Below are 25780 nucleotides of genomic sequence, written 5' to 3'. Positions count from 1 at the left end.
GCGATCCGTCCCCTCGGCCCTGGCGGGCCTGGGGAGACCCCATGCACCAGACCCCGCTCCCTGATCCGGCCTGATCCAAACGAAAGACCCTAGGGTCTTTCGTACAGCGCCGCCATGCCCCGGGCCGCCTCCGCGAACCGCGCGCGGAGCGCGTCCGGGGCGAGCACCTCCGCCTCCGGGCCGAGCGTCAGCAGCTGGCCGTAGGCGACGTCCTCGTTCTCCACCCGCAGCGCCACCGTCACCCGGCCCTCCGCGTCCCGCGACCCGGAGGCCAGCGCCTCCTCGGCCGCCGCGCGGTCGGTGACGTACGGCAGCCGGCGGGCCCCCGCATCCGACAGCCGCAGCACCACCTCCGTACGCAGCAGGGACCGGGCGAACTCCGCCGCCCGCGCCTCCCAGAACGCCGGCAGATCGAAGTCCTCGTCCCGTACGAAGCGTTCCTCGCCCAGCGCGACCGCCGTGAAGCGGTCCACCCGGTACGTACGGAACGAGGAACCGGCCCGCGCGCACACGTACCAGACGCCCGCCTTCAGCACGAGCCCGTACGGCGCCAGTTCCCGGTCCACCTCCGTGTCGCCACGGCGGTAGCGGGCCGAGATCATCCGGTCGTCCCACACCGCCTCGGCGATCGGCGCGAGCAACTCCGGCGTGCGCGGCTCCTGGTACCAGCCCGGCGCGTCCAGATGGAAGCGCTGCGCCGCCGACTCCGGGGCGTCGCGCAGTGACGGCAGCAGCGCCGCCGACACCTTCAGCCGGGCGGCCGAGGCCGCGTCGCCGAGCCCCATGTCCCGCAGCGCGCCCGGCAGCCCGGACAGGAACAGCGCCTCCGCCTCGCCACGGGCCAGCCCCGTGAGGCGCGTGCGGTAGCCGCCGACGAGCCGGTAGCCCCCGCCCCGCCCCCGGTCCGCGTACACCGGAACCCCCGCCTCCGAGAGGGCGAGGGCATCACGGGTGATGGTGCGCTCCGACACCTCCAGCTCCTCGGCCAGTTCGGCCGCCGTCATCGAGGGACGGGACTGGAGCAGAAGCACCATCTTGATCAGCCGGGCAGCGCGCATGGCCCCATTGTTGTGGCTCGGTTCGCCCCCGGCGCGCCCCTTCGGCTCACTCGCCGAAGGCGCGCGCCGGCGGCGGTGTCACAGGCCGTAGCGCTCGCGCGCCTCCTTCACGGCCGTCGCCCGCACCTCGCCGCGGCGGGCGAGCTGCGCCAGGGCCGCGACCACGATCGACTGCGCGTCGACACCGAAGTGACGGCGGGCCGCCTCGCGGGTGTCCGACAGGCCGAAGCCGTCCGCACCGAGCGAGGAGTAGTCCTGCTCGACCCACTGCGCGATCTGGTCCGGCACCTGCCGCATGTAGTCGGAGACCGCGAGGACCGGGGAGTCGATCCCCTCGAGCGCCTTGCGGACGTACGGGACCCGCTCCTCGCCGCGCAGCAGCGCCGCGTCGGCCTCCAGCGCGTCGCGCCGCAGCTCGGTCCAGGAGGTGGCGGACCACACGTCGGCGCCCACGCCCCACTCCTCGGCGAGCAGCTTCTGCGCCTGAAGCGTCCAGTGGATCGCCGTGCCCGAGCCGAGCAGCTGGACGCGCGGGGCGTTCGCGGGCAGGGACAGACCGGCCGACTCCGCCGTGTTGAAGCGGTAGAGGCCCTTGATGATGCCCTCGTCCACACCGGCCGGCTTGGCCGGCTGCGGCATCGGCTCGTTGTAGACGGTGAGGTAGTAGAAGACGTCCCGGTCCTCGCCCGTTGCCGCCTCGCCGTACATCCGGCGCAGACCCTCCTTGACGATCGCCGCGACCTCGTAGGCGAACGCCGGGTCGTACGTCAGCGCGGCCGGGTTGGTCGCCGCGATCATCGGCGAGTGGCCGTCCGCGTGCTGCAGCCCCTCACCCGTCAGCGTCGTGCGGCCCGCGGTGGCGCCGACGAGGAAGCCGCGGCCGAGCTGGTCGCCGAGCTGCCACATCTGGTCGGCGGTGCGCTGCCAGCCGAACATCGAGTAGAAGATGTAGAACGGGATCATCGCCTCGCCGTGCGTCGCGTACGACGACGAAGCGGCGATGAAGTCGGCCATCGAACCGGCCTCGGTGATCCCCTCGTTGAGGATCTGGCCGTTGACGGCCTCCTTGTAGTACATCAGCTGGTCGCGGTCGACCGGCTCGTACGTCTGGCCCTTCGGCGAGTAGATGCCGAGCGACGGGAAGAGCGACTCCATACCGAACGTACGGGCCTCGTCCGGGACGATCGGGACCCAGCGCTTGCCGGTCTCCTTGTCGCGGACCAGGTCCTTCACCAGCCGTACGAACGCCATCGTCGTCGCCACCGACTGCGAGCCGGAGCCCTTGTCGAACGCGGCGAACGCCTTCTCGGCGGGCGCGGGCAGCGGGGCCAGGGCGTGCGTGCGGCGGGCCGGGGCGGGGCCGCCGAGGGCCGCGCGGCGCTCCTGGAGGTAGCGGACCTCGGGGGAGTCGGCGCCCGGGTGGCCGTAGGGCACCACGCCGTCGACGAACTGCGCGTCCGAGATCGGCAGCTCCAGCAGGTCGCGCATGTTCTTGAACTCGTCCACCGAGAGCTTCTTCATCTGGTGGTTCGCGTTCTTCGAGGCGAAGCCCTCGCCCAGGGTGAAGCCCTTGACGGTCTGCGCCAGGATGACCGTCGGCGCGCCCTTGAACTCCAGCGCGGCCTTGTACGCGGCGTACACCTTGCGCGGCTCGTGGCCACCGCGCGAGAGGTGGAAGCACTCGAGGATCTTGTCGTCGCTCAGCAGCTTCGCCATCTCGACGAGCGCCGGGTCGGAGCCGAAGAAGTCCTGGCGGATGTAGGCGGCGTCGCGGGTCTGGTACGTCTGGACCTGCGCGTCCGGGACCTCGCGCAGCCGGCGGACGAGCGCGCCGGTGGTGTCGAGCTGGAACAGCTCGTCCCAGGCGTTGCCCCACAGCGACTTCACGACGTTCCAGCCGGCACCGCGGAACTGGGCCTCCAGCTCCTGCACGATCTTGAAGTTCGCGCGGACCGGGCCGTCCAGACGCTGCAGGTTGCAGTTGATGACGAAGGTCAGGTTGTCCAGACCCTCGCGGGCGGCGAGTGCGAGGGCCGCCGTCGACTCCGGCTCGTCCATCTCACCGTCACCGAGGAACGCCCACACGTGGGACGAGGAGACGTCCTTGATGGAGCGGTTGGTGAGGTAGCGGTTGAAGCGCGCCTGGTAGATGGCGGAGAGCGGGCCCAGACCCATGGAGACGGTCGGGAACTCCCACAGCCAGGGAAGGCGGCGCGGGTGCGGGTACGAGGGCAGGCCCTCGCCGCCCGACTCCTGCCGGAAGTTGTCGAGGTGCGCCTCGGTGAGGCGGCCGTCGAGGAAGGCCCGGGCGTAGATGCCGGGGGAGGCGTGGCCCTGGATGTAGAGCTGGTCGCCGGAGCCGTCGGCCTCCTTGCCCTGGAAGAAGTGGTTGAAGCCCGTCTCGTACAGCCAGGCCGCCGAGGCGAAGGTGGCGATGTGGCCGCCGACGCCGTGCTTGGCGCCGCGGGAGACCATCGCGGCCGCGTTCCAGCGGTTCCAGGCGGTGATCTTCCGCTCCAGCTCCTCGTCCCCGTCGATGCCCGGCTCGGCGGAGGTCGGGATGGTGTTGACGTAGTCCGTCTCCAGCAGCTTGGGCAGGGCCAGGCCCGCGCCCTCGGCGTGCTGGAGGGTGCGGCGCATCAGGTAGGCGGCCCGATGAGGGCCGGCGGCCTTGGTGACGGCGTCGAGGGAGGCCGCCCACTCGGCGGTCTCCTCGGTGTCACGGTCCGGGAGCTGGTCGAGCTCACTCGGAATCTTGCCTACGGGATCGGTCATGATCGCCGCCTTCCGGACAGATGGGGGTGGAGAAGGGGTGCCTTGTCTGGCAGGACAGGGCGAGGGCCGGGGTACGGCCCGCCGAAGACTGTAAGCCGCCGATCGATGATCGATCAAAGGGTTGAAGCCGAAAACCTCTTCGGATCGGGAAAGTCGGCACAGGGTGCCGCGAAAATGGGCACCGGGTGCCTTGTTTTCGCAGGTGGAGAGCCGGTTGAGGGCGGGCGCGCACGAATGAGCGGACCGCCGTCCGGACGGTCCGCTCCATGACGTGTCGATGGATTATCGGGCGTGCGAAAGGGGCTCAGGCTCTCGGCGCACAGCCCAGGACATGGGCCTTGACCAGGGCGCCGATGTTCGGGTCGCCGCGCCGGAAGGCCTCCACCAGCTCCTGGTGCTCCTCGGCGTACGACTTCTGCACCGTGCCCAGCCAGCGGATCGACAGCGCCGTGAAGACCTCGATGCCCAGGCCCTCCCAGGTGTGCAGCAGCACGCCGTTCCCGGCCGCCTTCACCAACTCCCGGTGGAAGGCCACCGTGTGCCGCACCTGGGCCGTCCCGTCGGCCGTCCGGTCCGCCTCGTACAGCGCCGTCACATGCGGCTCCAGGGCCGAGCAGTCCGCCGCGAGACGGGTCGCGGCCAGCTCGGCCGCGATCTGCTCCAGACCGGCCCGGACGGGGTAGCTCTCCTCCAGATCGGCCGCGGTGAGGTTCCGTACCCGTACGCCCTTGTTGGGAGCCGACTCGATCAGCCGCAGCGACTCCAGCTCCCGCAGCGCCTCACGGACCGGGGTCTGGCTGACCTCCAGCTCCGTGGCGATCCGCCGCTCCACGATCCGCTCGCCCGGCTTCCAGCGGCCGCTGACGATGCCCTCCACGATGTGCTCGCGGATCTGTTCGCGCAGCGAGTGGACGACGGGCACGCTCATGAAGCCGCTCCTTAGGGACGTGCTGACGCCTATGACAATACGGCGGCGCCCCTGCCAGGGAGTACTCCCCGGCAGGGGCGCCGCTGGTGAGCCTTGTTACAGCTCAGGGGCTTGCCTACAGGCCGAGCTCGACCTCGAACTCGCCGGCCTCGAGGATCGCCTTGACCGTCGTGAGGTAGCGGGCCGCGTCGGCGCCGTCGACCAGACGGTGGTCGTAGGAGAGCGCGATGTACGTCATGTCGCGGATCGCGATCGTCTCACCCAGGTCCGGGTGGTTGACGACGACCGGACGGCGGACCGTGGCACCGATGCCCAGGATGGCGACCTGGTTCGGCGGCACGATGATCGTGTCGAACAGCGCGCCCCGCGAGCCGGTGTTGGAGATGGTGAAGGTCGCGCCGGAGAGCTCGTCCGGCGTGATCTTGTTGCCGCGGACCTTGCCGGCCAGGTCGGCGGTGGCCTTCGAGATACCGGCGATGTTCAGGTCGCCCGCACCCTTGATGACCGGCGTCATCAGACCCTTCTCGGAGTCCACGGCGATGCCGATGTTCTCCGAGTCGAAGTACGTGATGGTGCCCTCGTCCTCGTTGATCCGGGCGTTGATGACCGGGTGGGCCTTCAGCGCCTGGGCCGCCGCCTTCACGAAGAACGGCATCGGGGACAGCTTGACGCCCTCGCGGGCAGCGAAGGAGTCCTTCGCGGCGGCGCGCAGACGCATCAGCTTGGTGATGTCGACCTCGACGACCGAGGTCAGCTGGGCCTGGCCGTGCAGCGCCTTCATCATGTTGTCGCCGATGACCTTGCGCATGCGGGTCATCTTGACGGTCTGGCCGCGGAGGGGGGAGACCTCCAGGGCCGGAGCCTTCGCGGCGGGAGCCGGGGCGGCAGCGACGGCCGGAGCCGGGGCGGCCTTCTTGGCCTCGGCGGCCGCCAGGACGTCCTGCTTGCGGATACGGCCACCGACGCCGGTGCCCTTGACGGCCGCCAGGTCGACACCGTTCTCGGTGGCGAGCTTGCGGACCAGCGGGGTCACGTAGGCGCCGTCCTCCGCCGGCTGAGCGGCGGGGGCGGGAGCGGCCGGAGCCTGGGCGGCCGGAGCCGGAGCCGGAGCCGGGGCGGGCGCCGGAGTCGGAGCCGGGGCGGCCTCGGCCTGGGCCGGAGCCGCCGGGGCGGGCGCCGGAGTCGGAGCCGGAGCCGGGGCCTCGGCCTGGGCGGGCGCCGGAGCCTGAGCCTCGGGAGCGGCCTGGGCGGGCGCCGGAGCCTGAGCCTCGGGAGCGGCGGCCTGAGCCGGCTCGGCGGCCGGGGCGGCACCCGCGGCACCGATGACGGCCAGCTTGGCGCCGACCTCGGCGCTCTCGTCCTCGCCCACGACGATCTCGAGCAGGACGCCCGACGTCGGGGCGGGGATCTCGGTGTCGACCTTGTCCGTGGAGACCTCGAGCAGCGGCTCGTCGGCCTCGACGGAATCGCCGACCGACTTCAGCCAGCGGGTGACGGTGCCCTCGGTGACGGACTCGCCGAGCGCCGGCAGGACGACGTCGGTGCCCTCGGCGGAACCGCCGCCGGACGCGGCCTCGGCCGTCGGGGCCGGAGCCGGGGTCTGCACCTCGGTGGAGGGGGCGGCCTGCGGCGCGGGGGCCGGGGCCTCCTGCTGCGGGGCCTCCTGCTGAGCGGCCGGGGCCGGGGCCTCGGCCTGAGCCGGCTCGGCGGCCGGAGCGGCCGCGGCGGCACCCGAGCCGTCGTCGATGATCGCCAGCTCGGCGCCGACCTCGACGGTCTCGTCCTCGGCCACCTTGATGGAGGACAGGACACCCGACGCGGGGGCGGGGATCTCGGTGTCGACCTTGTCGGTCGACACCTCGAGCAGCGGCTCGTCGGCCTCGACACGCTCTCCCTCGGCCTTGAGCCAGCGGGTGACGGTGCCCTCGGTGACGCTCTCGCCGAGCGCCGGCAGGGTTACGGAAACCGGCATGGTTTCAGTTGCTCCTAACGAATTGCGGAAAGTGGTCGTCGCGCCCGTTGATGACGTGAGCGTCAGTCGTGGGAGTGGAGGGGCTTGCCGGCCAGAGCCAGGTGAGCCTCGCCGAGCGCCTCGTTCTGCGTCGGGTGGGCGTGGATGAGCTGCGCGACCTCGGCCGGCAGCGCCTCCCAGTTGTAGATCAGCTGCGCTTCGCCGACCTGCTCGCCCATGCGGTCACCGACCATGTGGACGCCGACCACGGCACCGTCCTTGACCTGGACGAGCTTGATCTCGCCCGCGGTCTTCAGGATCTTGCTCCTGCCGTTGCCCGCGAGGTTGTACTTCAGGGCGACGACCTTGTCCGCGCCGTAGATCTCCTTGGCCTTCGCCTCGGTGATCCCGACGGAGGCGACCTCCGGGTGGCAGTACGTCACCCGCGGCACGCCGTCGTAGTCGATCGGAACCGTCTTCAGACCGGCCAGACGCTCCGCCACCAGGATGCCCTCGGCGAAGCCGACGTGCGCGAGCTGGAGCGTCGGGACCAGGTCGCCCACGGCCGAGATCGTCGGCACGTTGGTGCGCATGTACTCGTCGACCAGGACGTAGCCGCGGTCCATCGCGACGCCCTGCTCCTCGTAGCCGAGACCCGACGAGACCGGGCCGCGGCCGATGGCGACGAGCAGCACCTCCGCCTCGAAGGTCTTGCCGTCGGCCAGGGTGACCTTGACACCGCTGTCGGTGTACTCGGCGGACTGGAAGAACGTACCGAGGTTGAACTTGATGCCGCGCTTGCGGAAAGCGCGCTCAAGAAGCTTGGAGCTGTTCTCGTCCTCGGCCGGGACCAGGTGCTTCAGACCCTCGACCACCGTCACGTCGGTGCCGAAGGACTTCCACGCCGAAGCGAACTCGACGCCGATGACACCGCCGCCGAGGATGATCGCGGACTCCGGGACCCGGTCCAGGGTCAGCGCGTGGTCCGAGGAGATGATCCGGTTGCCGTCGATCTCCAGGCCCGGCAGCGACTTCGGTACGGAACCGGTCGCGAGGAGCACGTGCCGACCCTCGACGCGGCGGCCGTCCACGTCGACCGAGGTCGGGGAGGACAGGTGACCGTGACCCTCGATGTAGGTCACCTTGCGGGAGGCGACGAGACCCTGCAGACCCTTGTAGAGGCCCGAGATCACGTCGTCCTTGTACTTGTGCACGGCCTTGATGTCGATGCCCTCGAAGGAGGCCTTGACACCGAACTGCTCCGCCTCGCGGGCCTGGTCGGCGATCTCGCCGGCGTGCAGCAGGGCCTTCGTGGGAATGCAGCCGTTGTGCAGGCAGGTGCCGCCGAGCTTGTTCTTCTCGATCAGTGCGACGTCCAGGCCCAGCTGCGCTCCGCGCAGCGCCGCGGCGTAACCGCCGCTACCGCCGCCGAGGATCACTAGGTCGAAAACGGTGCTGGCGTCGTTCGCCACGTCACGTCCTCCATGCATGTGCGCCGGTCGCCGGTCATCTCCGACCGGGCGGCGGCTGGTGTTCGGCCGCTGTTTCTTCGGCCCTGTGGTGGGGGCCCTGTCCTGCCGAGAACCCATCTTCGCACTTGTTGCCGGACGGCGGGACGCGGGGCCGGGGTGTGAGACGGCCGATCGCCCGTACGGACAGGTGATCGGCACGTGGGAACGTACGGATTTCGTCGTGAGCGCACCGGCCCCCGGGCTCAGCACCCGGGGGCCGGTGACACGCGCGAGCGGTCAGAGCTCGCCGTCGGCCGTGCGCTCCGCCAGCCTCACCAGCGTGCGGACCGCGGACCCCGTGCCGCCCTTCGGGGTGTAGCCGTACGGCGCCCCCTCGTGGAAGGCCGGGCCCGCGATGTCGAGGTGGGCCCAGGTGATGCCCTCGCCGACGAACTCCCGGAGGAAGAGACCCGCGACCAGGCCGCCGCCCATCCGCTCGCCCATGTTGGCGATGTCGGCGGTCGGGGAGTCCATGCCCTTGCGCAGGTCCGCGGGGAGCGGCATCGGCCAGGACTGCTCGCCGACCTCCTCGGCGATCTCGTGGATCGCCGTGCGGTAGGCGTCGTCGTTGGCCATGATGCCGAAGGTCCGGTTGCCCAGGGCCAGGACCATCGCACCCGTCAGGGTCGCCACGTCGACGATGGCGTCCGGGTTCTCCTCCGAGGCCCTGGTCAGCGCGTCGGCGAGGACGAGCCGGCCCTCGGCGTCGGTGTTCAGGACCTCGACGGTCTTGCCGCTGTACATGCGCAGCACGTCGCCGGGGCGGGTGGCCGAGCCCGACGGCATGTTCTCGGCGAGCGCCAGCCAGCCGGTGACGTTGACCACCAGGCCGATCCGGGCGGCGGCGACGACGGCGGCGAACACGGCGGCGGCGCCGCTCATGTCGCACTTCATCGTCTCGTTGTGGCCGGCCGGCTTCAGCGAGATGCCGCCCGAGTCGTACGTGATGCCCTTGCCGACCAGGGCGAGGGTCCGCTCCGCCTTCGGGTGGGTGTAGGCGATACGGACCAGCCGCGGCGGGTTCTCCGAACCGGCGCCGACGCCCAGGATGCCGCCGTAGCCGCCCTTGGCGAGCGCCTTCTCGTCGAGGACCTGGACCTTGAGGCCGTGCGCCTTGCCCGCGGCCTGCGCCTCGGCGGCGAAGGCGGCCGGGGTCAGGTCGTTCGGGGGCATGTTGATCAGGTCGCGCGCCCGGTTGATCTCCTCGGCGACCGCCTGCGCGCGCTCCGCGGCGGCCTTGAAGGCCTTGTCGCGCGGCTTGGCGCCCAGCAGGGCCACCTCGGCCAGCGGCTTCTTCCCGTCCTTGCCGTTCTCCTGGTAGGCGGTGAAGGCGTACGCGCCGAGCAGCGCGCCCTCCGCGATCGCCGCGGCGTCCTCGACGGCGGCGATCGGCAGCGCGAACGCGGCCTTCTTGGCGCCGGTCAGGGTGCGGGCGGCCGTACCGGCGGCACGGCGCAGGGCCTCCGTGCCGAACGCCTCGCCGTCCTCGGGCGCGGAGCCCAGGCCGACGGCCAGGACGACGGGGGCCTTCAGACCGGCGGGGGCGGGCAGCTTGGTCACCTCACCCTCGGCACCCGAGGCGCCCAGGGTCTCCAGGACGGCGGCGAGCTTTCCGTCGAACGCCTTGTCCACGGCCTCGGCGCCCGGCGTGACGACGAGGGCCTTGCCCGACTTCGCTACGCCGACGACGAGTGCGTCGGCGCGCAGCGTCGCCGCACCGGCAGTGCTGAGAGTGAGAGCAGTCACGGTGGTGAAATCTCGCTTCCGTTGAGTCCTGTGGCGGTCGAGGGATGGGCCGACCGTGCCCGCCGCATCGTATTTCGGCCCGATGAGCGCCGGGAACGAGCCTACGCTCGCTCTCCGCGTTCGCTCACGGCGACGGCGATTCACTCGTCAGGGGTGTCTCTTTCGCGTTCACCGCGCAGGCTCGGAGAGCTCCCGTACGGTCCGTTCGGCCTCGGGACCGGGTTGCGTGTGCTGTGCACGGCCGACCCACCTGTGCCCGGCATGATCCAAGCGAAAGACCCTAGGGAAGTTGTGAACCCCTCTCGACCGGTCCCCTCTCTGCTGGTGCCCTTCTACGGGCACCCCGCCGACCGCCCGGAGGCGTGGACGGCGGTGATCGAGTCGGCGCGCGCCCTCTACGGCGTCGTGCTGAACCCCGCCGACGGCGCCGGGCGGGCGCCCGACCCCGCCTTCGCCGCCGTCGCCGACCGGCTCCGCGCGGCCGGGGTCCGGGTGCTCGGCTACACCGACACCGCGTACGGCCGCCGGCCGCACGGCGAGGTCGTCGCCGACCTGCTCCGCCACCGTGACTGGTACAGCGCCGACGGCGCCTTCCTGGACCAGGTGCCCACCGAGCCCGAGGCCCTGCCCCACTACCAGCGCATCGGCGTCGCCGCGCGGGCGGCCGGGGCCCGGACCGTGGTGTTCAACCACGGCGCGCACCCCGCCCCCGGCTATGCCGAACTCGCCGACCTGCTGGTCACGTTCGAGGGCCCCTGGGACTCCTACCGCACGCTCGACCTGCCCGTCGCCGACCACTACTGCCACCTCGTCTACGCCGCCCCGCCCGACGCCCTGCCCACGACCCGGGTCCACTGCGCGGTCCCCGGCACGGGCGCCCACCCGTGGGGCACGCTCCCGCACGCCCTGGCGCCCGTGCGATGAGACGGCCGCCGTCCGCCGGGGTCCTGCCGCCGCTCCTGGGTCCGGGGGTCAGAGGGCGCCCAGGGTCAGTCCCACCAGCGCCACCGTCCCGGCGGTCTCCTCCACCGCCCCGAACACGTCCCCGGTCACCCCGCCGAACCGGCGCACACACCGCCGCAGCAGCAGCGCGGCCGCCCCGAGCCCCGCCATCGCCGCCAGGACGTGACGGACCGCGTCGTACGGCGAGAACAGCGCGCCGGCGCCCGCGCACAGGACCAGCACGCCCCCCGTGACCAGCGCCGCCGACCCGACCGGGACGGTCGAGGCGACCATCGCGCCCAGGCCCTCCGGGCGGGCCGCGGGGACGCCGGCGCGGGAGGCGTGGGTCAGCGCGAGGCGGGCGACGGTCGCGGCGAGGGCGGCCGCCACCGCGCCGTGCGTCCAGCCCTCCTCGTACAGCCGGTGGAGCGCGGCGACCTGGGCGAGGAGGACGAAGAGGAGCACGATGACGCCGAACGGGCCGATGTCCGACCGCTTCATGACGCCGAGCGCCTCCTCGGCCGGTTTCGCGCTGCCGAGGCCGTCCGCCGTGTCGGCGAGCCCGTCCAGGTGCAGTCCCCGGGTCAGCAGCGCGGGCACCGCCGCCGTGACGACGGCCGCGAGCAGCGGGCCCGAGCCGAGCAGCAGGAACGCGCCGCCGAGCGCGGCGGAGAAGAGACCGACGACGAGGCCGGCGAGCGGGGCCCAGAGCATGCCGGCGCGGGCCGCGTCCCGGTCCCAGCGGGTGACGCGGGCGGGGAGCACGGTGAGGGTGCCGAAGGCGAAACGCAGGCCGTCCATCCGGGCAGGGTAGGGCAGAGCACGACCTTGTAAGTTGCGCATAGAGCCCAAACCGGAAGTGGGTGGCATGGGTCACTGGTTCTCCCGCAACATCGTCGAGCCCGGGAAGCTCCCGATGCTGCTCGCCCTGGCCTCCTTCGTCCTGACCTTCCTGGCCACGCGGACGATCACCCGGCTGATCCGGGCCGGCAAGGGGCCGTTCAAGAACGTCTCTCCCGGCGGTCTGCACATCCACCATGTCGTCCCCGGCGTCGTGCTCACCGTCGTCGGCGGCTTCGGCGCCATCGGCAGCGGACGGCACGGCGTCGGAGCCGCCGTCTTCGCGATCGTCTTCGGGATCGGCGCGGGTCTCGTCCTCGACGAGTTCGCGCTGATCCTCCATCTCGACGACGTGTACTGGAGCGAACAGGGGCGCCAGAGCGTGGAGGTCGTCGTCCTGACGGCCGCTCTGGTGCTGCTGGCGCTCGGCGGCTTCTCACCGCTCGGCGTCGACGACATGACCGCCGACGAGCGCCAGAGCCGGGCGACCTTCCTGCTCACTCTCGCGGGGAACTTCCTCTTCGTGCTCATCGCCCTGGTCAAGGGGAAGTTCCGCATGGCCGTCATCGGCGCGCTGGTGCCGTTCGTCGCGATCGTGGCGGCCGTACGGCTCGCCCGTCCCGGCTCCTTGTGGTCACGGCACGCCTACGCCCGCCGCCCGCGGACCCGCGCCCGCGCCACGGTGCGCGCCTACCGGCACGACCGGCGCTGGACCCGCGTGCGCCGCAGGGTTCAGGACCTGATCGGCGGCTTCCAGGAGCGTGTCCCGGGCCCGGGCTCCGGTTCCGGCCGGCCCTGACGGCGCTCCCACCACGCGACGCAGGCGATGAGCGCGAGCACGGCCGCGATCGCCGCCAGATGCTCCTTGCCGGCCAGGTTGTTCTTGACGAGGATCTCCACGATCATCGCGACGACCACGAGCGCGCCGGTCCACCGCGCCCGGTGGCGCCAGCAGACGAAGACCGCGAGGCCGACCACGGCGGCCGACGGTCCGGTGTCGACGACCCGCGCGTCCGACGCCGGCAGCCCGAGCGGGTTCTCCGGGCCGAGCGCGATGCCGATCCGGGCGTACAGCGTCCCGGCCAGCGTGGCCAGATAGGCGATGCCGAGCGTCCGCCACCGGCCCAGGCAGATCTCGGCGATCCCGAAGACCAGGAGGATCTGCGCGAGCGCGCCCCACACCGGCAGATCCAGGGCCGGGACGAAGAGCGAGAGCGGGGTGCGGAGCAGTGCGAGCCAGAGCGGTTCCTCGGCCCGTACCGAGCCGACGTTCTGCACCGGTTGATAGCCCCACTCCTGGTTCTGCACCAGCTGGAACGCGGCCGTGAGGCAGATGGCGGCCAGCGTCAGCGGGATCGCCCGCCACCTCCGTACGACGAGGGCCGTCCGTACGGCGGTGAACAGCGGCCCCCACTCGCGGCGGGCGAACTCCTTGAGGACGGTCCTCACCGCCGGCCCTCCAGATGCTTGCGGTGCAGCCACTTCGGCAGGCCGGGGGCCTCCAGGAAGCCCTCGGCGCGGCCCGCGGCGAGGCCGATGCGCAGCAGGTCGGCGCTCTTCTCGAAGAGCATGAAACGGGGCTCCCAGATCGGTCGGTACTTGGCGTTGGCGCGGTACAGCGACTCGATCTGCCACCAGCGGGAGAAGAAGCCGAGCAGCGCATGCCACATCCGCAGCACGGGTCCCGCCCCGAGCTTCGAGCCGCGTTCGAAGACGGAGCGGAACATCGCGAAGTTCAGTGAGACCTGGGTGATCCCGATCTCCTCGGCGCGCTGGAGGAGTTGGATGACCATGAACTCCATCAGTCCGTTCTCGGAGTCCCGGTCACGCCGCATCAGGTCCAGCGAGAGCCCCTTCGGGCCCCAGGGGACGAAGGAGAGCAGGGCCCGCAGCTCCCCGCTGCCGTCCGTGCACTCCAGCATCACGCACCGGCCGTCGCGCGGGTCGCCGAGCCGGCCGAGCGCCATCGAGAAGCCCCGCTCGGTGGCCCCGTCGCGCCAGTCGTCGGCCTTGCGGACCAGCTCGTCCATCTCGTCGGCCGGGATGTCCTCGTGGCGCCGGATCCGCACTTCGTAGCCGGCCCGCTTGACCCGGTTGTACGCCTGCCGGACCGTGCGCATGGCCCGTCCCTCCAGGGTGAACTCCGCGGTCTCCACGATCGCCTCGTCGCCCAGCTCCAGGGCGTCGAAGCCGTGCCGGGCGTAGATCGTGCCGGCCTCCTCGCTCGCGCCCATGACGGCCGGGACCCAGCCGTGTTCGCGGGCCTCGGCCAGCCATGGCTCGATCGCGCCGGGCCAGGCCTCGGGGTCGCCGATCGGGTCGCCGGAGGCGAGCGAGACCCCGCCCACGACCCGGTAGGCGATCGCCGCCTTCCCGCTGGGGGACCACACCACGCTCTTCTCGCGGCGCAGCGCGAAGTAGCCGAGCGAGTCGCGTTCGCCGTACTTGTCGAGCAGCGCCCGCAGCCTGTCCTCGTCCTCCTCGGTGAGCGGGTCGACGGCCCGGCGGGAGCGGAAGGCGGCGAAGAGCACGGCGATCAGCAGGAGGGTGGACAGGACGTTGATGGTGACGTCGACCCAGCCGGGGGTGGTGATCCCGTCGAAGGGGGAGTCGTCCGACGCCAGGGTGACCAGCCGCATCACGCCGTAGCGCCAGCGCTCCAGGAAGGTGGAGGTGCCGGTGGAGGTGTTGGTGACGGTGACCAGGACCGCGGCGAGCAGCGAGGTGACCAGGAGCCCGCCGACCGCCACGGCCGCGGCGAGCAGCGGGTTGGAGCGGTCGCCCTTGGCGTAGAACTCCCTGCGGCCGAGGAGCAGCGCGACGACGAACGCGGCCGTGAGGAGCAGCGAGACCCAGTTCTGGGCGTGCTGCCGGATCTCCGGGAAGGTCATCGCGAAGGCGAAGAGCAGCACGAAGAGCCCGCCGAGCACGGTGTTGAGGATCCAGGCGGCGCGCTTGCGGCGGCGCATGGTGATCGCGAGGAAGAGCGTGAAGGCGCCCGAGGCGAAACCCGCGGTCAGCAGGTACGGAGTGAAGTAGTCGTCCGTGTTGTGCCGGCGGAGGTCCTGCCCCAAGGAGACCCAGACGGCGCTCAGGAAGTTGACGAACGTGACGGCGCGCAGATACCAGACGGCGAAAGCGGCGCTGCGCCGCGACCGGGCGGTGGTCCCGGGCGCTCCTTCGGTGGACAAACGGACCTCTCCCATGAAAAGCGATCATATGGGGCATCGCTCGTCATGATCGGTCGCCGGGCGCACCCGTCCGCGCGTGGCGGACGGACGCGTCCGGTGCCGTGATCCGTCTCAGCTCTCCTCGTCCGCGGAGACCGCCGCGCGTTCCTCCGGAATGGTCGGTTCCGGTCGCTCCGGCAGCTCGGCGGCCAGTGCGGCAGCGGCCTGGACGAGGGGAAGAGCGAGCAGCGCCCCGGTTCCCTCGCCCACAGTGACGCCCTGATCGAGCAGAGGGTTGAGCGCCATCCGGTCCAGCGCCTTCGCCTGCGCCGGCTCCCCGCTCACCTGACCCGCCAGCCACCAGTCCGGCGCACGGAACGCCGCCCGCTGCGCCACCAGCGCACAGGCCGCCCCGACCACACCGTCCAGGATCACCGGCATGCGCCGCACCGCGCTCTGCAGCAGGAACCCGGTCATCGCGGCCAGATCCGCGCCGCCGACCGCCGCGAGCAGCTCCAGCTGATCGCCCAGGACCGGCCGCGCGCGCCGCAGCGAGTCACGGACGGCCGCGCACTTGCGCATCCAGGCCAGATCGTCGATCCCCGCGCCGCCCCGGCCGGTGACCACCGAGGCGTCCGTGCCGCACAGCGCCGCGACCAGGGTGGCCGCCGGGGTCGTACCGCCGACGCTCAGATCGCCGAGGACGACCAGGTCCGTGCCGGAGTCGGCCTCCTCGTCGGCGATCGCGACGCCCAGCTCGACCGCCGCCACGGTCTCCTCGGCCGTCAGCGCGTTCTCGACGTCGATCCGGCCGCTGCCCCGCCGCACCCGGTGCCGTACCACCTCGGCGGGCAGCAGCTCCGGATCGCAGTCCAGACCCGCGTCCACCACGCGCACCGGCACGCCGGCCCGCCGGGCCAGCACCGCCACCGGGCTCGCGCCGTCGAGCACCGCGCGCACCAGCTCGTACGCGGTACCGGCCGGACGGCCCGACACCCCGAGCGAGGCCACCCCGTGATCACCCGCGAAGAGCACCACCCGCGGCTGTTCGATCGCCCGCACCTTGACCGAACCCTGCGCCGCCGACAGCCACTCGCCCAGCTCGTCGAGCCGGCCGAGCGCACCGGGCGGAACCACCAACCGCTCCCGGCGCTCCTCGGCGTCACGCCGTATCCCGCCGTCCGGGCGCTCGATCAGATCGGAGAAGTCGTCCAGGTTCAAGGCTCTTCCTCGTGACGTCGGCGATGGCCATGGGTGATCGCACCCTACCCGCGCAGCACCAGGGCCTGTCCCGAGACGACGAGGAGCACCTGCTCGCACTCGTCGCCGAAGGCCGCGTTCAGCCGGCCCAGCTCGTCCCGGAAGCGGCGCCCCGACGCCGTGGCCGGGACGATTCCCGAGCCGACCTCGTTCGTCACGGCGACGACCGTACGGGAGGTGCCGCGCACCGCCGCCACCAGCTCGGCCGTCCGCTTGCGCAGCTCCTCCTGCCCGCCGTGCGCCCACCGCTCGTCGTCCCAGGCGCCGGCCCGGTCCATCGCGTCCGTCAGCCAGAGCGACAGACAGTCGATCAGCAGGGCCGGACCGTCGGACTCGAGCAGCGGTACGAGATCGCACGTCTCGGCGGTACGCCAGGAACCCGGCCGCCGGTCACGGTGCAGGCTCACCCGCTGCGCCCACTCCGGATCGCCCTCCCGCCTCCCGCCGGTCGCCACGTACAGCACCTCGGGGAAGGTCTCCAGACGCCGCTCCGCCTCCACCGACTTGCCGGACCGGGCGCCCCCGGTCACCAGCGTGCGCCGCGGCACGTCGGGCACGGCGTGGTACTCCCCGACGTACAGCGTCGTGCCGTCCGCCACCGCCCGCGCCCCGGCCGCCGCGAGCCGCCGGTCCAGCTCGGCACCGCCCGGGACGTCATGGTCGAGGTGGGCGGCGACCACATCGGTGCTCGCCCCGACCGCCCCGGTCGCCCGCAGCCTGGCGAGCGCGTCGGGCCGTCCGGTGACGTCCAGCACGACCATGTCGTACGGGGTGCGGTGCTCGTCCGGCAGTCCGGCCGGGGCGCCGCCGGGCGGGAGATAGAGCAGCCGCTCCCCGTCCGGGGAGATCACCTCGTAGCCGGTACCCGGCGAATCCATCGGCAGGGCCCGTACCCGGTGCCCGCTGATCAGCGTCAGCTCCCGCCCGTCCGGGACCCGCCCCGCCGCCGGCAGCCCGGCCGGCACCTCCACGGCCGGCCCGTCGTGCGGATGCGTCAACAGCACCTGCCGTACGCCCACCAGCGAATGCCCGGACCGGGCGGCGGCCAACGCGGCCCCCGGAGTGAGGTCGAGCAGCAGCGCCCCGTCCACGAGCAGGGCGGTGGCCGCCCGCGCCTGCGGGCCACGGGCGGTCGCGCACACGGCGCAGGGGCAGTCGGGGCGGGGGAGCCCGAGGGGGGCGCCGGTGCCGAGCAGAGTCAGTTCCACCCTCAGATCCTCCCGCGACACCGCGAGGGGTGCGCGCCCGGCTACGCTGCGGGCAGGAAACCGATCATCCGGTGAGCCTTCAGGAGGCGGACATGGCATGGACGTGGCGGTTCGAGAAGTCCGACGGCACGGAGGTCCAGCCGGCGGTGGCGCCGGAGGAGTTCACGACCCAGGGAGACGCCGAGTCCTGGATCGGTGAGTACTGGAAGGACCTCCTGGAGGGCGGCGCGGACCAGGTGACGCTCTCGGAGGACGGCACGAAGATCTACGGCCCGATGCCGCTGAACGCGGAGGGCTAGGGCCTCTCGTTCGGATCAGGCCGGATCCGGACTCTCCCTAGAGCCCTCCCTGACCCCGGCCTCGTGGTCGTGCCCTCTCCCCGGACTTCGTCCGGCGGCCCCATCCGGCGAACGGAGGCCCACGACCACGAGGTCACATCTTGCCCAGCGTGACCTCCGCCCGGGACTCCCGGCCCGCCCGCTCGTACACCACCGTCACCCTGTCGCCCGGCTTCAGGGCGGCCAGCGCCTCCGACAGCGACGTGATCGTCGTGATCGGCTCGTCGCCCACCTGGGTGATCACGTCCCCCGGCCGCAGCCCGGCCCTCCCCGCCGCCCCGTTCGCCGGTGCCTCGACCACCGCGACCCCCGACGGCTCGTAATCGTCGTCGAGCACCGTCCGGCCGATGATGTTCAGGGCCGCCCGGCCGGAGTCGGTGACCCTGCCGCTCTCGATGATCTGGTCCGCGACCGTCCTGACCATCGAGGCGGGGATCGCGAACCCGATCCCCGGCGCCGCGCCGCCGCCCATCTGCGGGTCTGTCGCCGCCAGCGTCGGGATGCCGATGACCTCGCTGTCCAGATTGACCAGCGCGCCCCCGCTGTTGCCGGGATTGATCGCGGCGGAGGTCTGCACCATGTTCGCGATGGTCGCCCCCGTACCACCGCCGGCACGGCCCGCGCTGACCGTGCGGCCGGTCGCCGACACGATGCCCTGGGTGACGCTGCCCGACAGACCCAGCGGGGAGCCCATCGCCAGGACGATCTGCCCCATGTCCACCTTGGCGGAGTCGCCGAACTTCGCCGGTTTCAGCCCCTGCGGGACGGAGTCCAGCTTGATCACGGCGAGATCCTGCTCGGGGTAGGCCGAGACCAGCTTGCCCACCACCGGCTGCCCGCCGGTCGCCGCCGTCACCCGGAAGCTCTCCTCCCGCCCGATCACGTGCGCGTTGGTGACGATGTGCCCCTCGGCGTCGTACACGACCCCGGAGCCGAGGCTGTCGGACGCGTCGATCTGGACGACGGACGGCAGCACCGCCTTGATGACGGCCTGGTAGTCGTCCTGGAGGTCGTTGACGGCGAGCGGGGCGGCCGCCTGCGTCGAACGCCCCGCCTCCGGCACCGCACCGGACGTGCAGCCGCCGGCCAGGGCGGCGGCGCAGGCCCCGGCGGCGAAGGGCAGCAGCAGACGGCGCGTACGGGCACGAGCGAGGCGACGGGCGCGGGCACGGGAGACGTCCATGTCCGGAGTATCCCGTTCACCCCGTACGCCCGTCCCGGCGAGCGCCGCCGATCAGGGGGCCGACGACAGGAACTGCGTCGCCGCCAGCTCCCCGTACAGCTCGTCTCCCGCCACCAGTTCGCCGTGCGTGCCCACCGCCCGCACCCGCCCCGACTCCATCACCACGATCCGGTCCGCCAGCGTCACCGTCGACAGCCGGTGCGCCACCACCAGGACCGTCACCTCGCGGGCCGCCTCCGCGACCACGTCGCGCAGCGCCAGCTCGTTCACCGCGTCCAGTTGCGAGGTCGCCTCGTCCAGCAGCAGCAGCCGGGGCTTGCGCAGCAGCGCCCGGGCGATCGCCACCCGCTGCCGCTCACCGCCCGACAGCTTGGACCCGCGGTGGCCGACGACCGTCTCCAGGCCGTCCGGCAGCCGCTCGACGAGCCCGTCCAGCCTGGCCCGTACGAGCACGTCCCGGATCTCCTCCTCCGTCGCCTCCGGCGCGGCGAACACCAGGTTCTCGCGCAGGGTGCCGGAGAGGACCGGGGCGTCCTGCTCGACGTACCCGATGGCCGCGCGCAGATCGGGCAGCGACCAGTCGCGTACGTCCTTCCCGTCGATCAGGACCCGGCCGCCCGAGGGCTCGTAGAAGCGCTCGATCAGCCCGAACAGGGTCGTCTTGCCCGCGCCTGACGGGCCGACGAAGGCGGTCAGCCCGGCGCCGCGGACGGTGAAGGAGACGCCCTGGTGGACGAGGGGGAGATCGTCGCGGTAGCGGAAGGAGACGTCCTCGAAGACGACCGAGGTGGGGCCGCTGTCCACCCGGCCCGCGGCCGGCTCGCCCAGCTCCTCCGTCTCGAGCCGCTCCGCCTCCAGGATGCGGCCGATCGCCGCCGAGCCCACCTGGTACTGCGTCGCCGCGTCGACCAGCTTGGAGACGGGTTCGATCAGATAGAAGAGGAAGAGCAGGAAGGCGATGAGCGAGGAGACGGAGATCGCTCCGGAGGCGACCCGGGCGCCGCCGATGCCGAGCACCGCGAGGAACGACACCTGAACGGCGAGACCGATCGAGGACCCGGCCACCGCCTGCCACTTCGCCGAGCGCACCCCGTGCCGCCAGGCCTCGTGCGCCGCCGCCTCGACGACCGCGGTCTCCCGCTCCTCGGCGCCGGACGCCTTGATCGTCCGGAACGCGCCGAACGCCCGCTCCAGGACCGTGGAGATCTCGCCGACCGCCTCCTGGGAGCGTTTCGTGGCCCGCGAGATCCTCGGCATCACGAACGCGACCGCGCCGCCGATCAGCGCGATCACGCCCAGGGTGACCCCGAGCAGGACGGGGTCCATCCACCCCATCAGCACGAGCGTCGCCACGAAGGCGAGGCCGCCGGTCGCCGCCGAGACCACCGACTGGGTCGTGACCGCGCGCAGCAGGGTGGTGTCGGAGGTGACGCGGGACATCAGATCGCCCGGCTGCGTCTTCTCCACCTCGGGCAGTCGCAGCCGCAGGAGCCGGCCGATCAGGGTGCGGCGGGCGGCCAGCACGACGGACTCGGCCGTCCGTTCCAGGATGTACGCGCCGAGGGACTCGATCGCCGTCCCGACGACGACCAGGGCGGTGAGGAGGAGCAGGATCCCGGCGATCGAGCCGCCGTCGCCGAGGCGCTCCACGAGAGCCTTCGCGGCGAGCGGCTGGGCGAGCCCGCCGGCGGCGCCGACCAGCGCGAAGAGCGCGCCGAGAGCGACCGTCCGGCGGTGCGGCCGGAAGTGGGCGTAGAGCGCGCGCCACACGTCGCGTGCGGGCACGGGGGAAGCGGCGGCGGGAGAGGTGTCGGTACTCACGGAGAGGAGGACGCGGCAGGCCCCCGGCCACCTGACGCGGCAGCCGAACCGGCGGGAGCCGACCGGCGCACACAGGCAGGGCCCGCGCGCCCTCTCAGGACCATGGCCCGCGCCCTCCGGGCGTGGCCCGGCACGGCCCAGCGCCCCGGACCCTTTGCGAAAGCTCCGCTAGCCCCGGACCCCGCACAGGTGCAGGAGCGCCGCGATGCGGCGGTACGGGTCCGTGCGGCCCGCGCGGTCCTCCGCCATCAGCAGCCGGTCCAGTTGCTCGGCGGAGGGCAGTCCCTCGTCACCCGGCACTCCGTCGGTGAAGACCCGTACGCCGTACCAGGCGTGCAGCGGCGCCGCGATCCCCGCCAGCGTCGCCGTCAGCGCGTCGAGCCGGTCGGCGCGCACCTTGAGACCGCTGTCGTCGGTGTACACGTCCGACTCGAACCCGGCCAGCGCGCCCGCCCAGTCCCCGGCGAGCCCCGGCCGCATGGCCAGCGCCTCCGCGTTCCGTACGACCAGGGACAGCAGGCCGCCGGGCGCCAGCATCCGGGCCAGGCCGGCGAGGAGCGCGTCCGGCTCGTCCGCGTACATCAGCACGCCGTGGCAGAGCACGACGTCGAAGCTGCCCGGCAGGAAGTGCACCCCGGTCTCGCGGCCGTCGCCCTCCACCAGCCGGACCCGCTCGCGGATCCCGGCCGGCTCGGTGGCCAGTGCCTCACGGGCGGCCTTGAGCAGTTCGGGGTCGGCCTCCAGACCGGTCACCGTGTGCCCGGCCCTGGCCAGCCGCAGGGACTGGGTGCCCTGCCCCATGCCCGCGTCGAGTATCCGCAGCCGCTGCCCCACGGGGTAGCGGCCGGTTATCTGCTCGTCGAGCTGGCGCGCGATCAGCTCCTGGCGGACGGTCTCGCGCAGGCCCCCGTGACCGGCAGGCCACGGGGACACGGCGGGCAGCAGCGGACCGCCCGTGGCAGGGCCGGAGCGCTCCCCGCTCAGGGCCGCTCTCCGCGCTTGACCTGCGGCTTCGGCAGTCGCAGTCGGCGCATCTGGAGCGTGCGCATGAGGCCGTAGGCCACCGCGCCGCGCTTGGACTCGTTCGGGAAGCGCTCGTTCAGCTGCTTCTTCAGCCGCAGCCAGATGCCGATCGAGTCGATGACGATCATGACGATCACACCGAGCCAGAGCAGCAGCGAGATGTTCTGCAGCGCCGGGACGCGGATCATCGACAGCACGAGGATCACCACGGCCATCGGGAGGAAGAACTCCGCGATGGCGAAGCGCGAGTCGACGAAGTCGCGCACGAAGCGGCGGACCGGACCCTTGTCACGGGCCGGCAGGTAACGCTCGTCGCCACTGGCCAGCGCCTCGCGCTGACGGGCGAGGTCCGCGCGGCGCGCCTCTCGCTGGCGCTTCATGGCCTCCTTGCGGTCGGTCGGCACCGTCGCGGCACGGCGGCGCTGGGTCTGCGCCTCGCTCCGCTTCGGAGTCGGGCGGCCCTTGGGGGCCTCGGGGTCGCGGGGCTGCTTGGAGAGGTCCGCCGTCACCTTGTCGGTGGGGGCCTTCTCTTCCTTGGAACGGCTACGGAACACAAAACCCAAGGGTACGTGGTGGGGGGCATGGACCCCAGCCCCGGCGGGAACGATCCGCTAACGGCCCGCGTCTGTGGGGGTACGCACGGAAGACGGGCACGGTCACCCCGAGATCCCTCTACTCCCTGGGCGGGAGGGGAACCGCACCGCAGTCGTCCTTGGGGAGGAGCACATCCGGCCCCGAACAGTGCGGTAATGGATACAGGGACCGTACTGTGGATCCTGTTGGAGTGCTTGAGCCGAGTCCGTCAGAAGGGGGCGCGCGAAGCCCATGAGCGGTGTCATGAAGCGTATGGGGATGATCTTCCGCGCGAAGGCAAACAAGGCCCTTGACCGGGCCGAGGATCCGCGCGAGACCCTCGATTACTCCTACCAGAAGCAGCTGGAGCTGCTGCAGAAGGTCCGGCGGGGCGTCGCCGACGTGGCGACCTCGCGCAAGCGGCTCGAACTGCAGCTGAACCAGCTCCAGGGCCAGTCCGCCAAGCTGGAGGACCAGGGCCGCAAGGCGCTGGCGCTCGGCCGCGAGGACCTGGCGCGCGAGGCGCTGTCCCGGCGGGCGGCGCTCCAGCAGCAGGTGAGCGACCTCGAGGTGCAGCACCAGACGCTGCAGGGCGAGGAGGAGAAGCTCACGCTGGCCGCGCAGCGGCTCCAGGCCAAGGTCGACGCCTTCCGTACGAAGAAGGAGACGATCAAGGCGACCTACACGGCGGCGCAGGCGCAGACCCGGATCGCCGAGTCGTTCTCCGGTATCTCGGAGGAGATGAGCGACGTCGGCGTGGCCATCCAGCGCGCCGAGGACAAGACGGCCCAGCTCCAGGCCCGGGCCGGCGCGATCGACGAGCTGCTCGCCTCGGGCGCGCTCGACGACCAGTCGGGCCTGGCGAAGGACGACATCCAGGCCGAGCTCGACCGGCTGTCCGGGGGTACGGACGTCGAGCTGGAGCTCCAGCGGATGAAGGCCGAGCTGGCGGGAGGCCCCGCGGCCTCGAAGCAGGCCATCGAGGGCGGCGCCGGAACGGCGACGCCGCAGGACCAGCAGCAGTCGAACCCCCGTTTCGACAAGCAGTGATGAGCCCATTCGATCCCTTGAGCGGTAACGAGCCCTAAGGACGGCGCGTCATGATCGTACGGATCATGGGGGAGGGCCAGTGGAAGCTGGCGGACAGTCACTTCGCCGAGTTGAACAAGCTCGACGACGAGCTGCTCGACGAGATGGAGTCGGGTGACGGCACGGGCTTCCGCCGCACCCTCTCCGCTCTCCTCGACGCGGTCCGCACGCTCGGCTCCCCGCTCCCGGACGACGCGCTGGAGCCGTCCGAGCTGATCCTCCCGTCTCCCGACGCGACCCTCGAAGAGGTCCGCGAGATGCTCTCGGACGACGGGCTCATCCCGGGCTGAGCCCAGGCACCCGACAACTCCCGGTGCCCCGACCCCCTCCCGGGGGCGCGGGGCACCGCCGTGCGCCACCCCGTACCGTTGCCCGGTGTGACCTCCCTCGACAGCGGGTTCTCGCGCGGCCGGCACTGGCTGCGGACGCACCCCCTCGCCTTCGACGCCGGCCTCGCCCTCGCCGTGCTCGTCTGCATGGTCACCGGCTCCTTCGCCGATCCCCACGGCAGCCCCAACGGCCCCACGTTCGGCGACCGCACCCCGGACGCCTCCAGCGTCCTGCTCATGGTGCTGGGCGCCGCCGCCCTCGTGCCGCGACGGCGCGCGCCCCTCGCGGTCCTCGGCTTCACCTCCGCGGTCACCCTCGTCGAGCTGCTCGCCGACGACAGGCCGGCGCCCGTCGCCATGGCCGCCGTCATCGCGCTCTACACCGTCGCCTCCCGCACCGACCGCCCCACCACCTGGCGCGTCGGCCTCGCCACCATGACGGTGCTGACCGCCGCCGGGATGCTCTTCGGCCCCACCCCCTGGTACGCCCAGGAGAACCTGGGCGTCTTCGCCTGGTCCGGCATGGCCGCGGCCGCCGGTGACGCCGTCCGCAGCCGGCGGGCCTTCGTCGACGCCATCCGGGAGCGGGCCGAACGCGCCGAACGGACCCGCGAGGAGGAGGCGCGGCGCCGGGTTGCCGAGGAGCGCCTGCGGATCGCCCGTGACCTCCATGACGTGGTCGCCCACCACATCGCGCTGGTCAACGTCCAGGCCGGGGTCGCCGCGCACGTCATGGACAAGCGCCCCGACCAGGCCAAGGAGGCCCTCGCGCACGTCCGCGAGGCCAGCCGCTCGGCCCTCAACGAGCTGCGCGCCACCGTCGGTCTGCTCCGCCAGTCCGGCGACCCGGAGGCCCCGACCGAGCCGGCGCCCGGCCTCGGCGTCCTCGACGAGCTGCTCGCCACCTTCCGCAACGCCGGTCTCCCCGTCGAACTGGCCCGCACCGACGACAGCGCCGCCCTGCCCGGGGCCGTCGACCTCGCCGCGTACCGGATCATCCAGGAGGCGCTGACCAATGTGCGCAAGCACGCGGGACCGGACGCCAGGGCGGAGGTGAGCGTCGTGCGGGTCGGCCGGACGATCGAGATCACCGTCCTCGACGACGGGAGGCCCAAGGACGCCCCCGCCGACACCGGCACGGGCGGCCACGGCCTGATCGGCATGCGCGAGCGGGTCACCGCCCTCGGCGGCACCCTGACCGCCGCCCCCCGCTACGGCGGCGGTTTCCGCGTCCAGGCCATACTGCCCACCACGGCCCGTACGGGGGAGGACACATGACGATCCGGGTGCTGCTCGCCGACGACCAGGCCCTGCTCCGCAGCGCGTTCAAGGTGCTGGTCGACTCCGAACCGGACATGGAGGTGGTCGCCGAGGCCGCGGACGGCGCGCAGGCCGTCGCCCTGGCCCGGTCCGCGAAGGCGGACGTCGTCCTGATGGACATCCGCATGCCCGGTACGGACGGGCTCGCCGCGACCCGCATGATCACCGCGGACCCCGACCTGTCCGCCGTACGGATCGTCATGCTGACCACCTTCGAGGTGGACGAGTACGTCGTGCGGTCGCTCCGCGCCGGCGCCTCCGGCTTCCTCGGCAAGGGGGCGGAACCGGAGGAACTGCTCAACGCCATCCGGATCGCCGCCGCCGGCGAGGCGCTGCTCTCGCCCGTCGCGACCAGGGGACTGATCGCCAGGTTCCTCGCCCAGGGCGGCGGTTCGGACGATGAGGAGGGGCAGAGCGCGCTGCGGCACTCCGAGCGCCTGGCCGCCCTCACCACCCGTGAACGCGAGGTCCTCGTCCTCGTCGCGGGCGGCCACTCCAACGACGAGATCGCCGAACGCCTCGAAGTCAGCCCCCTCACGGTCAAGACGCACGTCAACCGGACCATGTCCAAACTCGGCGCCCGCGACCGGGCTCAACTGGTGGTCACGGCCTACGAGTCGGGTCTGGTACGTCCGAAGGTGGAGTGAGGGAGCACCCCGGCGTACTCCAGGCGCGGTATGCGCGGGGTGAGGAAGTGGGTCCGGGGGCCGAGGAT

Annotated in this window: 22 protein-coding genes; 7 read left to right on the top strand and 15 right to left on the bottom strand. The window is 72.4% G+C overall.

Annotation, left to right across the window (positions count from 1 at the left end; all coding sequences use genetic code 11):
* Positions 1 to 89 precede the first annotated feature (89 nt).
* The 6 genes from ACWDX6_RS27480 to ACWDX6_RS27455 all read right to left on the bottom strand — a co-directional run bounded on the left by ACWDX6_RS27480 (position 90) and on the right by ACWDX6_RS27455 (position 9969).
* Positions 90 to 1058, bottom strand: a complete 969-nt coding sequence (locus ACWDX6_RS27480; RefSeq protein WP_451487574.1) for a helix-turn-helix transcriptional regulator — start codon at positions 1056 to 1058, stop codon at positions 90 to 92.
* 78 nt (positions 1059 to 1136) lie between these two features.
* Positions 1137 to 3833 (bottom strand): pyruvate dehydrogenase (acetyl-transferring), homodimeric type, encoded by a 2697-nt coding sequence (gene aceE / locus ACWDX6_RS27475; protein WP_451487573.1) that lies wholly within the window; start codon positions 3831 to 3833, stop codon positions 1137 to 1139.
* Positions 3834 to 4137: 304 nt separating this feature from the next.
* Positions 4138 to 4761, bottom strand: a complete 624-nt coding sequence (locus ACWDX6_RS27470; protein WP_356895317.1) for a GntR family transcriptional regulator — start codon at positions 4759 to 4761, stop codon at positions 4138 to 4140.
* A 115-nt stretch (positions 4762 to 4876) separates the two neighbouring features.
* The gene (gene sucB / locus ACWDX6_RS27465) at positions 4877 to 6733 is read right to left on the bottom strand and encodes a 2-oxoglutarate dehydrogenase, E2 component, dihydrolipoamide succinyltransferase (RefSeq protein ID WP_451487572.1); all 1857 of its coding nucleotides are present in this window, start codon (positions 6731 to 6733) and stop codon (positions 4877 to 4879) included.
* 62 nt (positions 6734 to 6795) lie between these two features.
* Positions 6796 to 8184: a dihydrolipoyl dehydrogenase gene (gene lpdA, locus ACWDX6_RS27460; RefSeq protein WP_403289222.1), complete on the bottom strand. Its 1389-nt coding sequence runs from the start codon at positions 8182 to 8184 to the stop codon at positions 6796 to 6798.
* Positions 8185 to 8460: 276 nt separating this feature from the next.
* The gene (locus ACWDX6_RS27455) at positions 8461 to 9969 is read right to left on the bottom strand and encodes a leucyl aminopeptidase (protein ID WP_451487571.1); all 1509 of its coding nucleotides are present in this window, start codon (positions 9967 to 9969) and stop codon (positions 8461 to 8463) included.
* 261 nt (positions 9970 to 10230) lie between these two features.
* On the opposite strand from ACWDX6_RS27455, the gene ACWDX6_RS27450 reads away from it, so the two are divergent.
* Entirely contained in the window at positions 10231 to 10893 is a 663-nt protein-coding gene (locus ACWDX6_RS27450) for a spherulation-specific family 4 protein (protein ID WP_451487570.1), read from the top strand.
* A 48-nt stretch (positions 10894 to 10941) separates the two neighbouring features.
* Here the strand turns inward: ACWDX6_RS27450 and ACWDX6_RS27445 are convergent, their stop codons facing one another.
* On the bottom strand, positions 10942 to 11712 hold the full coding sequence (locus ACWDX6_RS27445; protein WP_451487569.1) for an adenosylcobinamide-GDP ribazoletransferase: 771 nt from the start codon (positions 11710 to 11712) through the stop codon (positions 10942 to 10944).
* 67 nt (positions 11713 to 11779) lie between these two features.
* Between ACWDX6_RS27445 and ACWDX6_RS27440 the strand changes: the two genes are divergently transcribed.
* The gene (locus ACWDX6_RS27440) at positions 11780 to 12550 is read left to right on the top strand and encodes a hypothetical protein (RefSeq protein ID WP_451487568.1); all 771 of its coding nucleotides are present in this window, start codon (positions 11780 to 11782) and stop codon (positions 12548 to 12550) included.
* On the opposite strand, the gene ACWDX6_RS27435 is transcribed toward ACWDX6_RS27440, so the two are convergent.
* The 4 genes from ACWDX6_RS27435 to ACWDX6_RS27420 all read right to left on the bottom strand — a co-directional run bounded on the left by ACWDX6_RS27435 (position 12484) and on the right by ACWDX6_RS27420 (position 17389).
* Complete coding sequence (locus tag ACWDX6_RS27435) at positions 12484 to 13200, bottom strand: hypothetical protein (protein WP_451487567.1); 717 nt, start codon at positions 13198 to 13200, stop codon at positions 12484 to 12486. The two genes, ACWDX6_RS27440 and ACWDX6_RS27435, sit on opposite strands and share 67 nt — an antisense overlap.
* Positions 13197 to 14957, bottom strand: a complete 1761-nt coding sequence (locus tag ACWDX6_RS27430) for a phosphatidylglycerol lysyltransferase domain-containing protein (protein ID WP_451487566.1) — start codon at positions 14955 to 14957, stop codon at positions 13197 to 13199. The genes ACWDX6_RS27435 and ACWDX6_RS27430 overlap by 4 nt, the downstream gene beginning before the upstream one ends.
* Positions 14958 to 15053: 96 nt before the next feature.
* The gene (cobT, locus tag ACWDX6_RS27425) at positions 15054 to 16142 is read right to left on the bottom strand and encodes a nicotinate-nucleotide--dimethylbenzimidazole phosphoribosyltransferase (protein ID WP_451487565.1); all 1089 of its coding nucleotides are present in this window, start codon (positions 16140 to 16142) and stop codon (positions 15054 to 15056) included.
* Between the two features lie 44 nt (positions 16143 to 16186).
* Positions 16187 to 17389 carry a bifunctional adenosylcobinamide kinase/adenosylcobinamide-phosphate guanylyltransferase gene (locus ACWDX6_RS27420; RefSeq protein WP_451487564.1) on the bottom strand — a complete coding sequence of 401 codons (1203 nt, stop codon included), beginning with the start codon at positions 17387 to 17389 and terminating at the stop codon, positions 16187 to 16189.
* Positions 17390 to 17481: 92 nt separating this feature from the next.
* On the opposite strand from ACWDX6_RS27420, the gene ACWDX6_RS27415 reads away from it, so the two are divergent.
* The gene (locus ACWDX6_RS27415; RefSeq protein WP_356888990.1) at positions 17482 to 17688 is read left to right on the top strand and encodes a hypothetical protein; all 207 of its coding nucleotides are present in this window, start codon (positions 17482 to 17484) and stop codon (positions 17686 to 17688) included.
* Positions 17689 to 17821: 133 nt separating this feature from the next.
* Here ACWDX6_RS27415 and ACWDX6_RS27410 read toward each other — a convergent pair whose 3' ends face one another.
* From ACWDX6_RS27410 to ACWDX6_RS27395, 4 genes are all read right to left on the bottom strand, one after another.
* Positions 17822 to 18910 carry a S1C family serine protease gene (locus tag ACWDX6_RS27410; RefSeq protein WP_451487563.1) on the bottom strand — a complete coding sequence of 363 codons (1089 nt, stop codon included), beginning with the start codon at positions 18908 to 18910 and terminating at the stop codon, positions 17822 to 17824.
* Between the two features lie 51 nt (positions 18911 to 18961).
* The gene (locus tag ACWDX6_RS27405) at positions 18962 to 20731 is read right to left on the bottom strand and encodes an ABC transporter ATP-binding protein (protein WP_451487562.1); all 1770 of its coding nucleotides are present in this window, start codon (positions 20729 to 20731) and stop codon (positions 18962 to 18964) included.
* A 168-nt stretch (positions 20732 to 20899) separates the two neighbouring features.
* Positions 20900 to 21664, bottom strand: a complete 765-nt coding sequence (locus ACWDX6_RS27400) for a class I SAM-dependent methyltransferase (protein WP_451487561.1) — start codon at positions 21662 to 21664, stop codon at positions 20900 to 20902.
* 47 nt (positions 21665 to 21711) lie between these two features.
* A complete protein-coding gene (locus ACWDX6_RS27395; RefSeq protein ID WP_356888987.1) occupies positions 21712 to 22308 on the bottom strand; it encodes a DUF3043 domain-containing protein in 597 nt (198 codons plus the stop codon).
* Between the two features lie 271 nt (positions 22309 to 22579).
* On the opposite strand from ACWDX6_RS27395, the gene ACWDX6_RS27390 reads away from it, so the two are divergent.
* The 4 genes from ACWDX6_RS27390 to ACWDX6_RS27375 all read left to right on the top strand — a co-directional run bounded on the left by ACWDX6_RS27390 (position 22580) and on the right by ACWDX6_RS27375 (position 25712).
* Positions 22580 to 23377, top strand: coding sequence for a PspA/IM30 family protein (locus ACWDX6_RS27390; RefSeq protein WP_451487560.1), 798 nt, complete (start codon positions 22580 to 22582; stop codon positions 23375 to 23377).
* 50 nt (positions 23378 to 23427) lie between these two features.
* On the top strand, positions 23428 to 23706 hold the full coding sequence (pspAA, locus tag ACWDX6_RS27385; RefSeq protein ID WP_451487559.1) for a PspA-associated protein PspAA: 279 nt from the start codon (positions 23428 to 23430) through the stop codon (positions 23704 to 23706).
* 87 nt (positions 23707 to 23793) lie between these two features.
* A complete protein-coding gene (locus tag ACWDX6_RS27380) occupies positions 23794 to 25023 on the top strand; it encodes a sensor histidine kinase (protein WP_451487558.1) in 1230 nt (409 codons plus the stop codon).
* Complete coding sequence (locus ACWDX6_RS27375; RefSeq protein ID WP_451487557.1) at positions 25020 to 25712, top strand: response regulator; 693 nt, start codon at positions 25020 to 25022, stop codon at positions 25710 to 25712. Before ACWDX6_RS27380 ends, ACWDX6_RS27375 begins: the two co-directional genes overlap by 4 nt.
* The last annotated feature ends 68 nt before the right edge of the window (positions 25713 to 25780 follow it).

Source organism: Streptomyces sp. NPDC003027, from assembly GCF_053591435.1.
Note: the sequence above shows the minus strand (reverse complement) of the source record. Positions and strands in the feature narration are given on the sequence as shown.

What these genes read in the sequence shown, in the direction of transcription:
- ACWDX6_RS27410 (WP_451487563.1), bottom strand. Translation starts at nt 18,910, where the DNA reads ATGGACGTCTCCCGTGCCCGCGCCCGTCGCCTCGCTCGTGCCCGTACG.
- ACWDX6_RS27440 (WP_451487568.1), top strand. Translation starts at nt 11,780, where the DNA reads ATGGGTCACTGGTTCTCCCGCAACATCGTCGAGCCCGGGAAGCTCCCG.
- ACWDX6_RS27450 (WP_451487570.1), top strand. Translation starts at nt 10,231, where the DNA reads ATGATCCAAGCGAAAGACCCTAGGGAAGTTGTGAACCCCTCTCGACCG.
- pspAA (WP_451487559.1), top strand. Translation starts at nt 23,428, where the DNA reads ATGATCGTACGGATCATGGGGGAGGGCCAGTGGAAGCTGGCGGACAGT.
- ACWDX6_RS27390 (WP_451487560.1), top strand. Translation starts at nt 22,580, where the DNA reads ATGAGCGGTGTCATGAAGCGTATGGGGATGATCTTCCGCGCGAAGGCA.
- aceE (WP_451487573.1), bottom strand. Translation starts at nt 3,833, where the DNA reads ATGACCGATCCCGTAGGCAAGATTCCGAGTGAGCTCGACCAGCTCCCG.
- ACWDX6_RS27375 (WP_451487557.1), top strand. Translation starts at nt 25,020, where the DNA reads ATGACGATCCGGGTGCTGCTCGCCGACGACCAGGCCCTGCTCCGCAGC.
- ACWDX6_RS27445 (WP_451487569.1), bottom strand. Translation starts at nt 11,712, where the DNA reads ATGGACGGCCTGCGTTTCGCCTTCGGCACCCTCACCGTGCTCCCCGCC.
- sucB (WP_451487572.1), bottom strand. Translation starts at nt 6,733, where the DNA reads ATGCCGGTTTCCGTAACCCTGCCGGCGCTCGGCGAGAGCGTCACCGAG.
- ACWDX6_RS27430 (WP_451487566.1), bottom strand. Translation starts at nt 14,957, where the DNA reads ATGGGAGAGGTCCGTTTGTCCACCGAAGGAGCGCCCGGGACCACCGCC.
- ACWDX6_RS27470 (WP_356895317.1), bottom strand. Translation starts at nt 4,761, where the DNA reads ATGAGCGTGCCCGTCGTCCACTCGCTGCGCGAACAGATCCGCGAGCAC.
- ACWDX6_RS27415 (WP_356888990.1), top strand. Translation starts at nt 17,482, where the DNA reads ATGGCATGGACGTGGCGGTTCGAGAAGTCCGACGGCACGGAGGTCCAG.
- ACWDX6_RS27480 (WP_451487574.1), bottom strand. Translation starts at nt 1,058, where the DNA reads ATGCGCGCTGCCCGGCTGATCAAGATGGTGCTTCTGCTCCAGTCCCGT.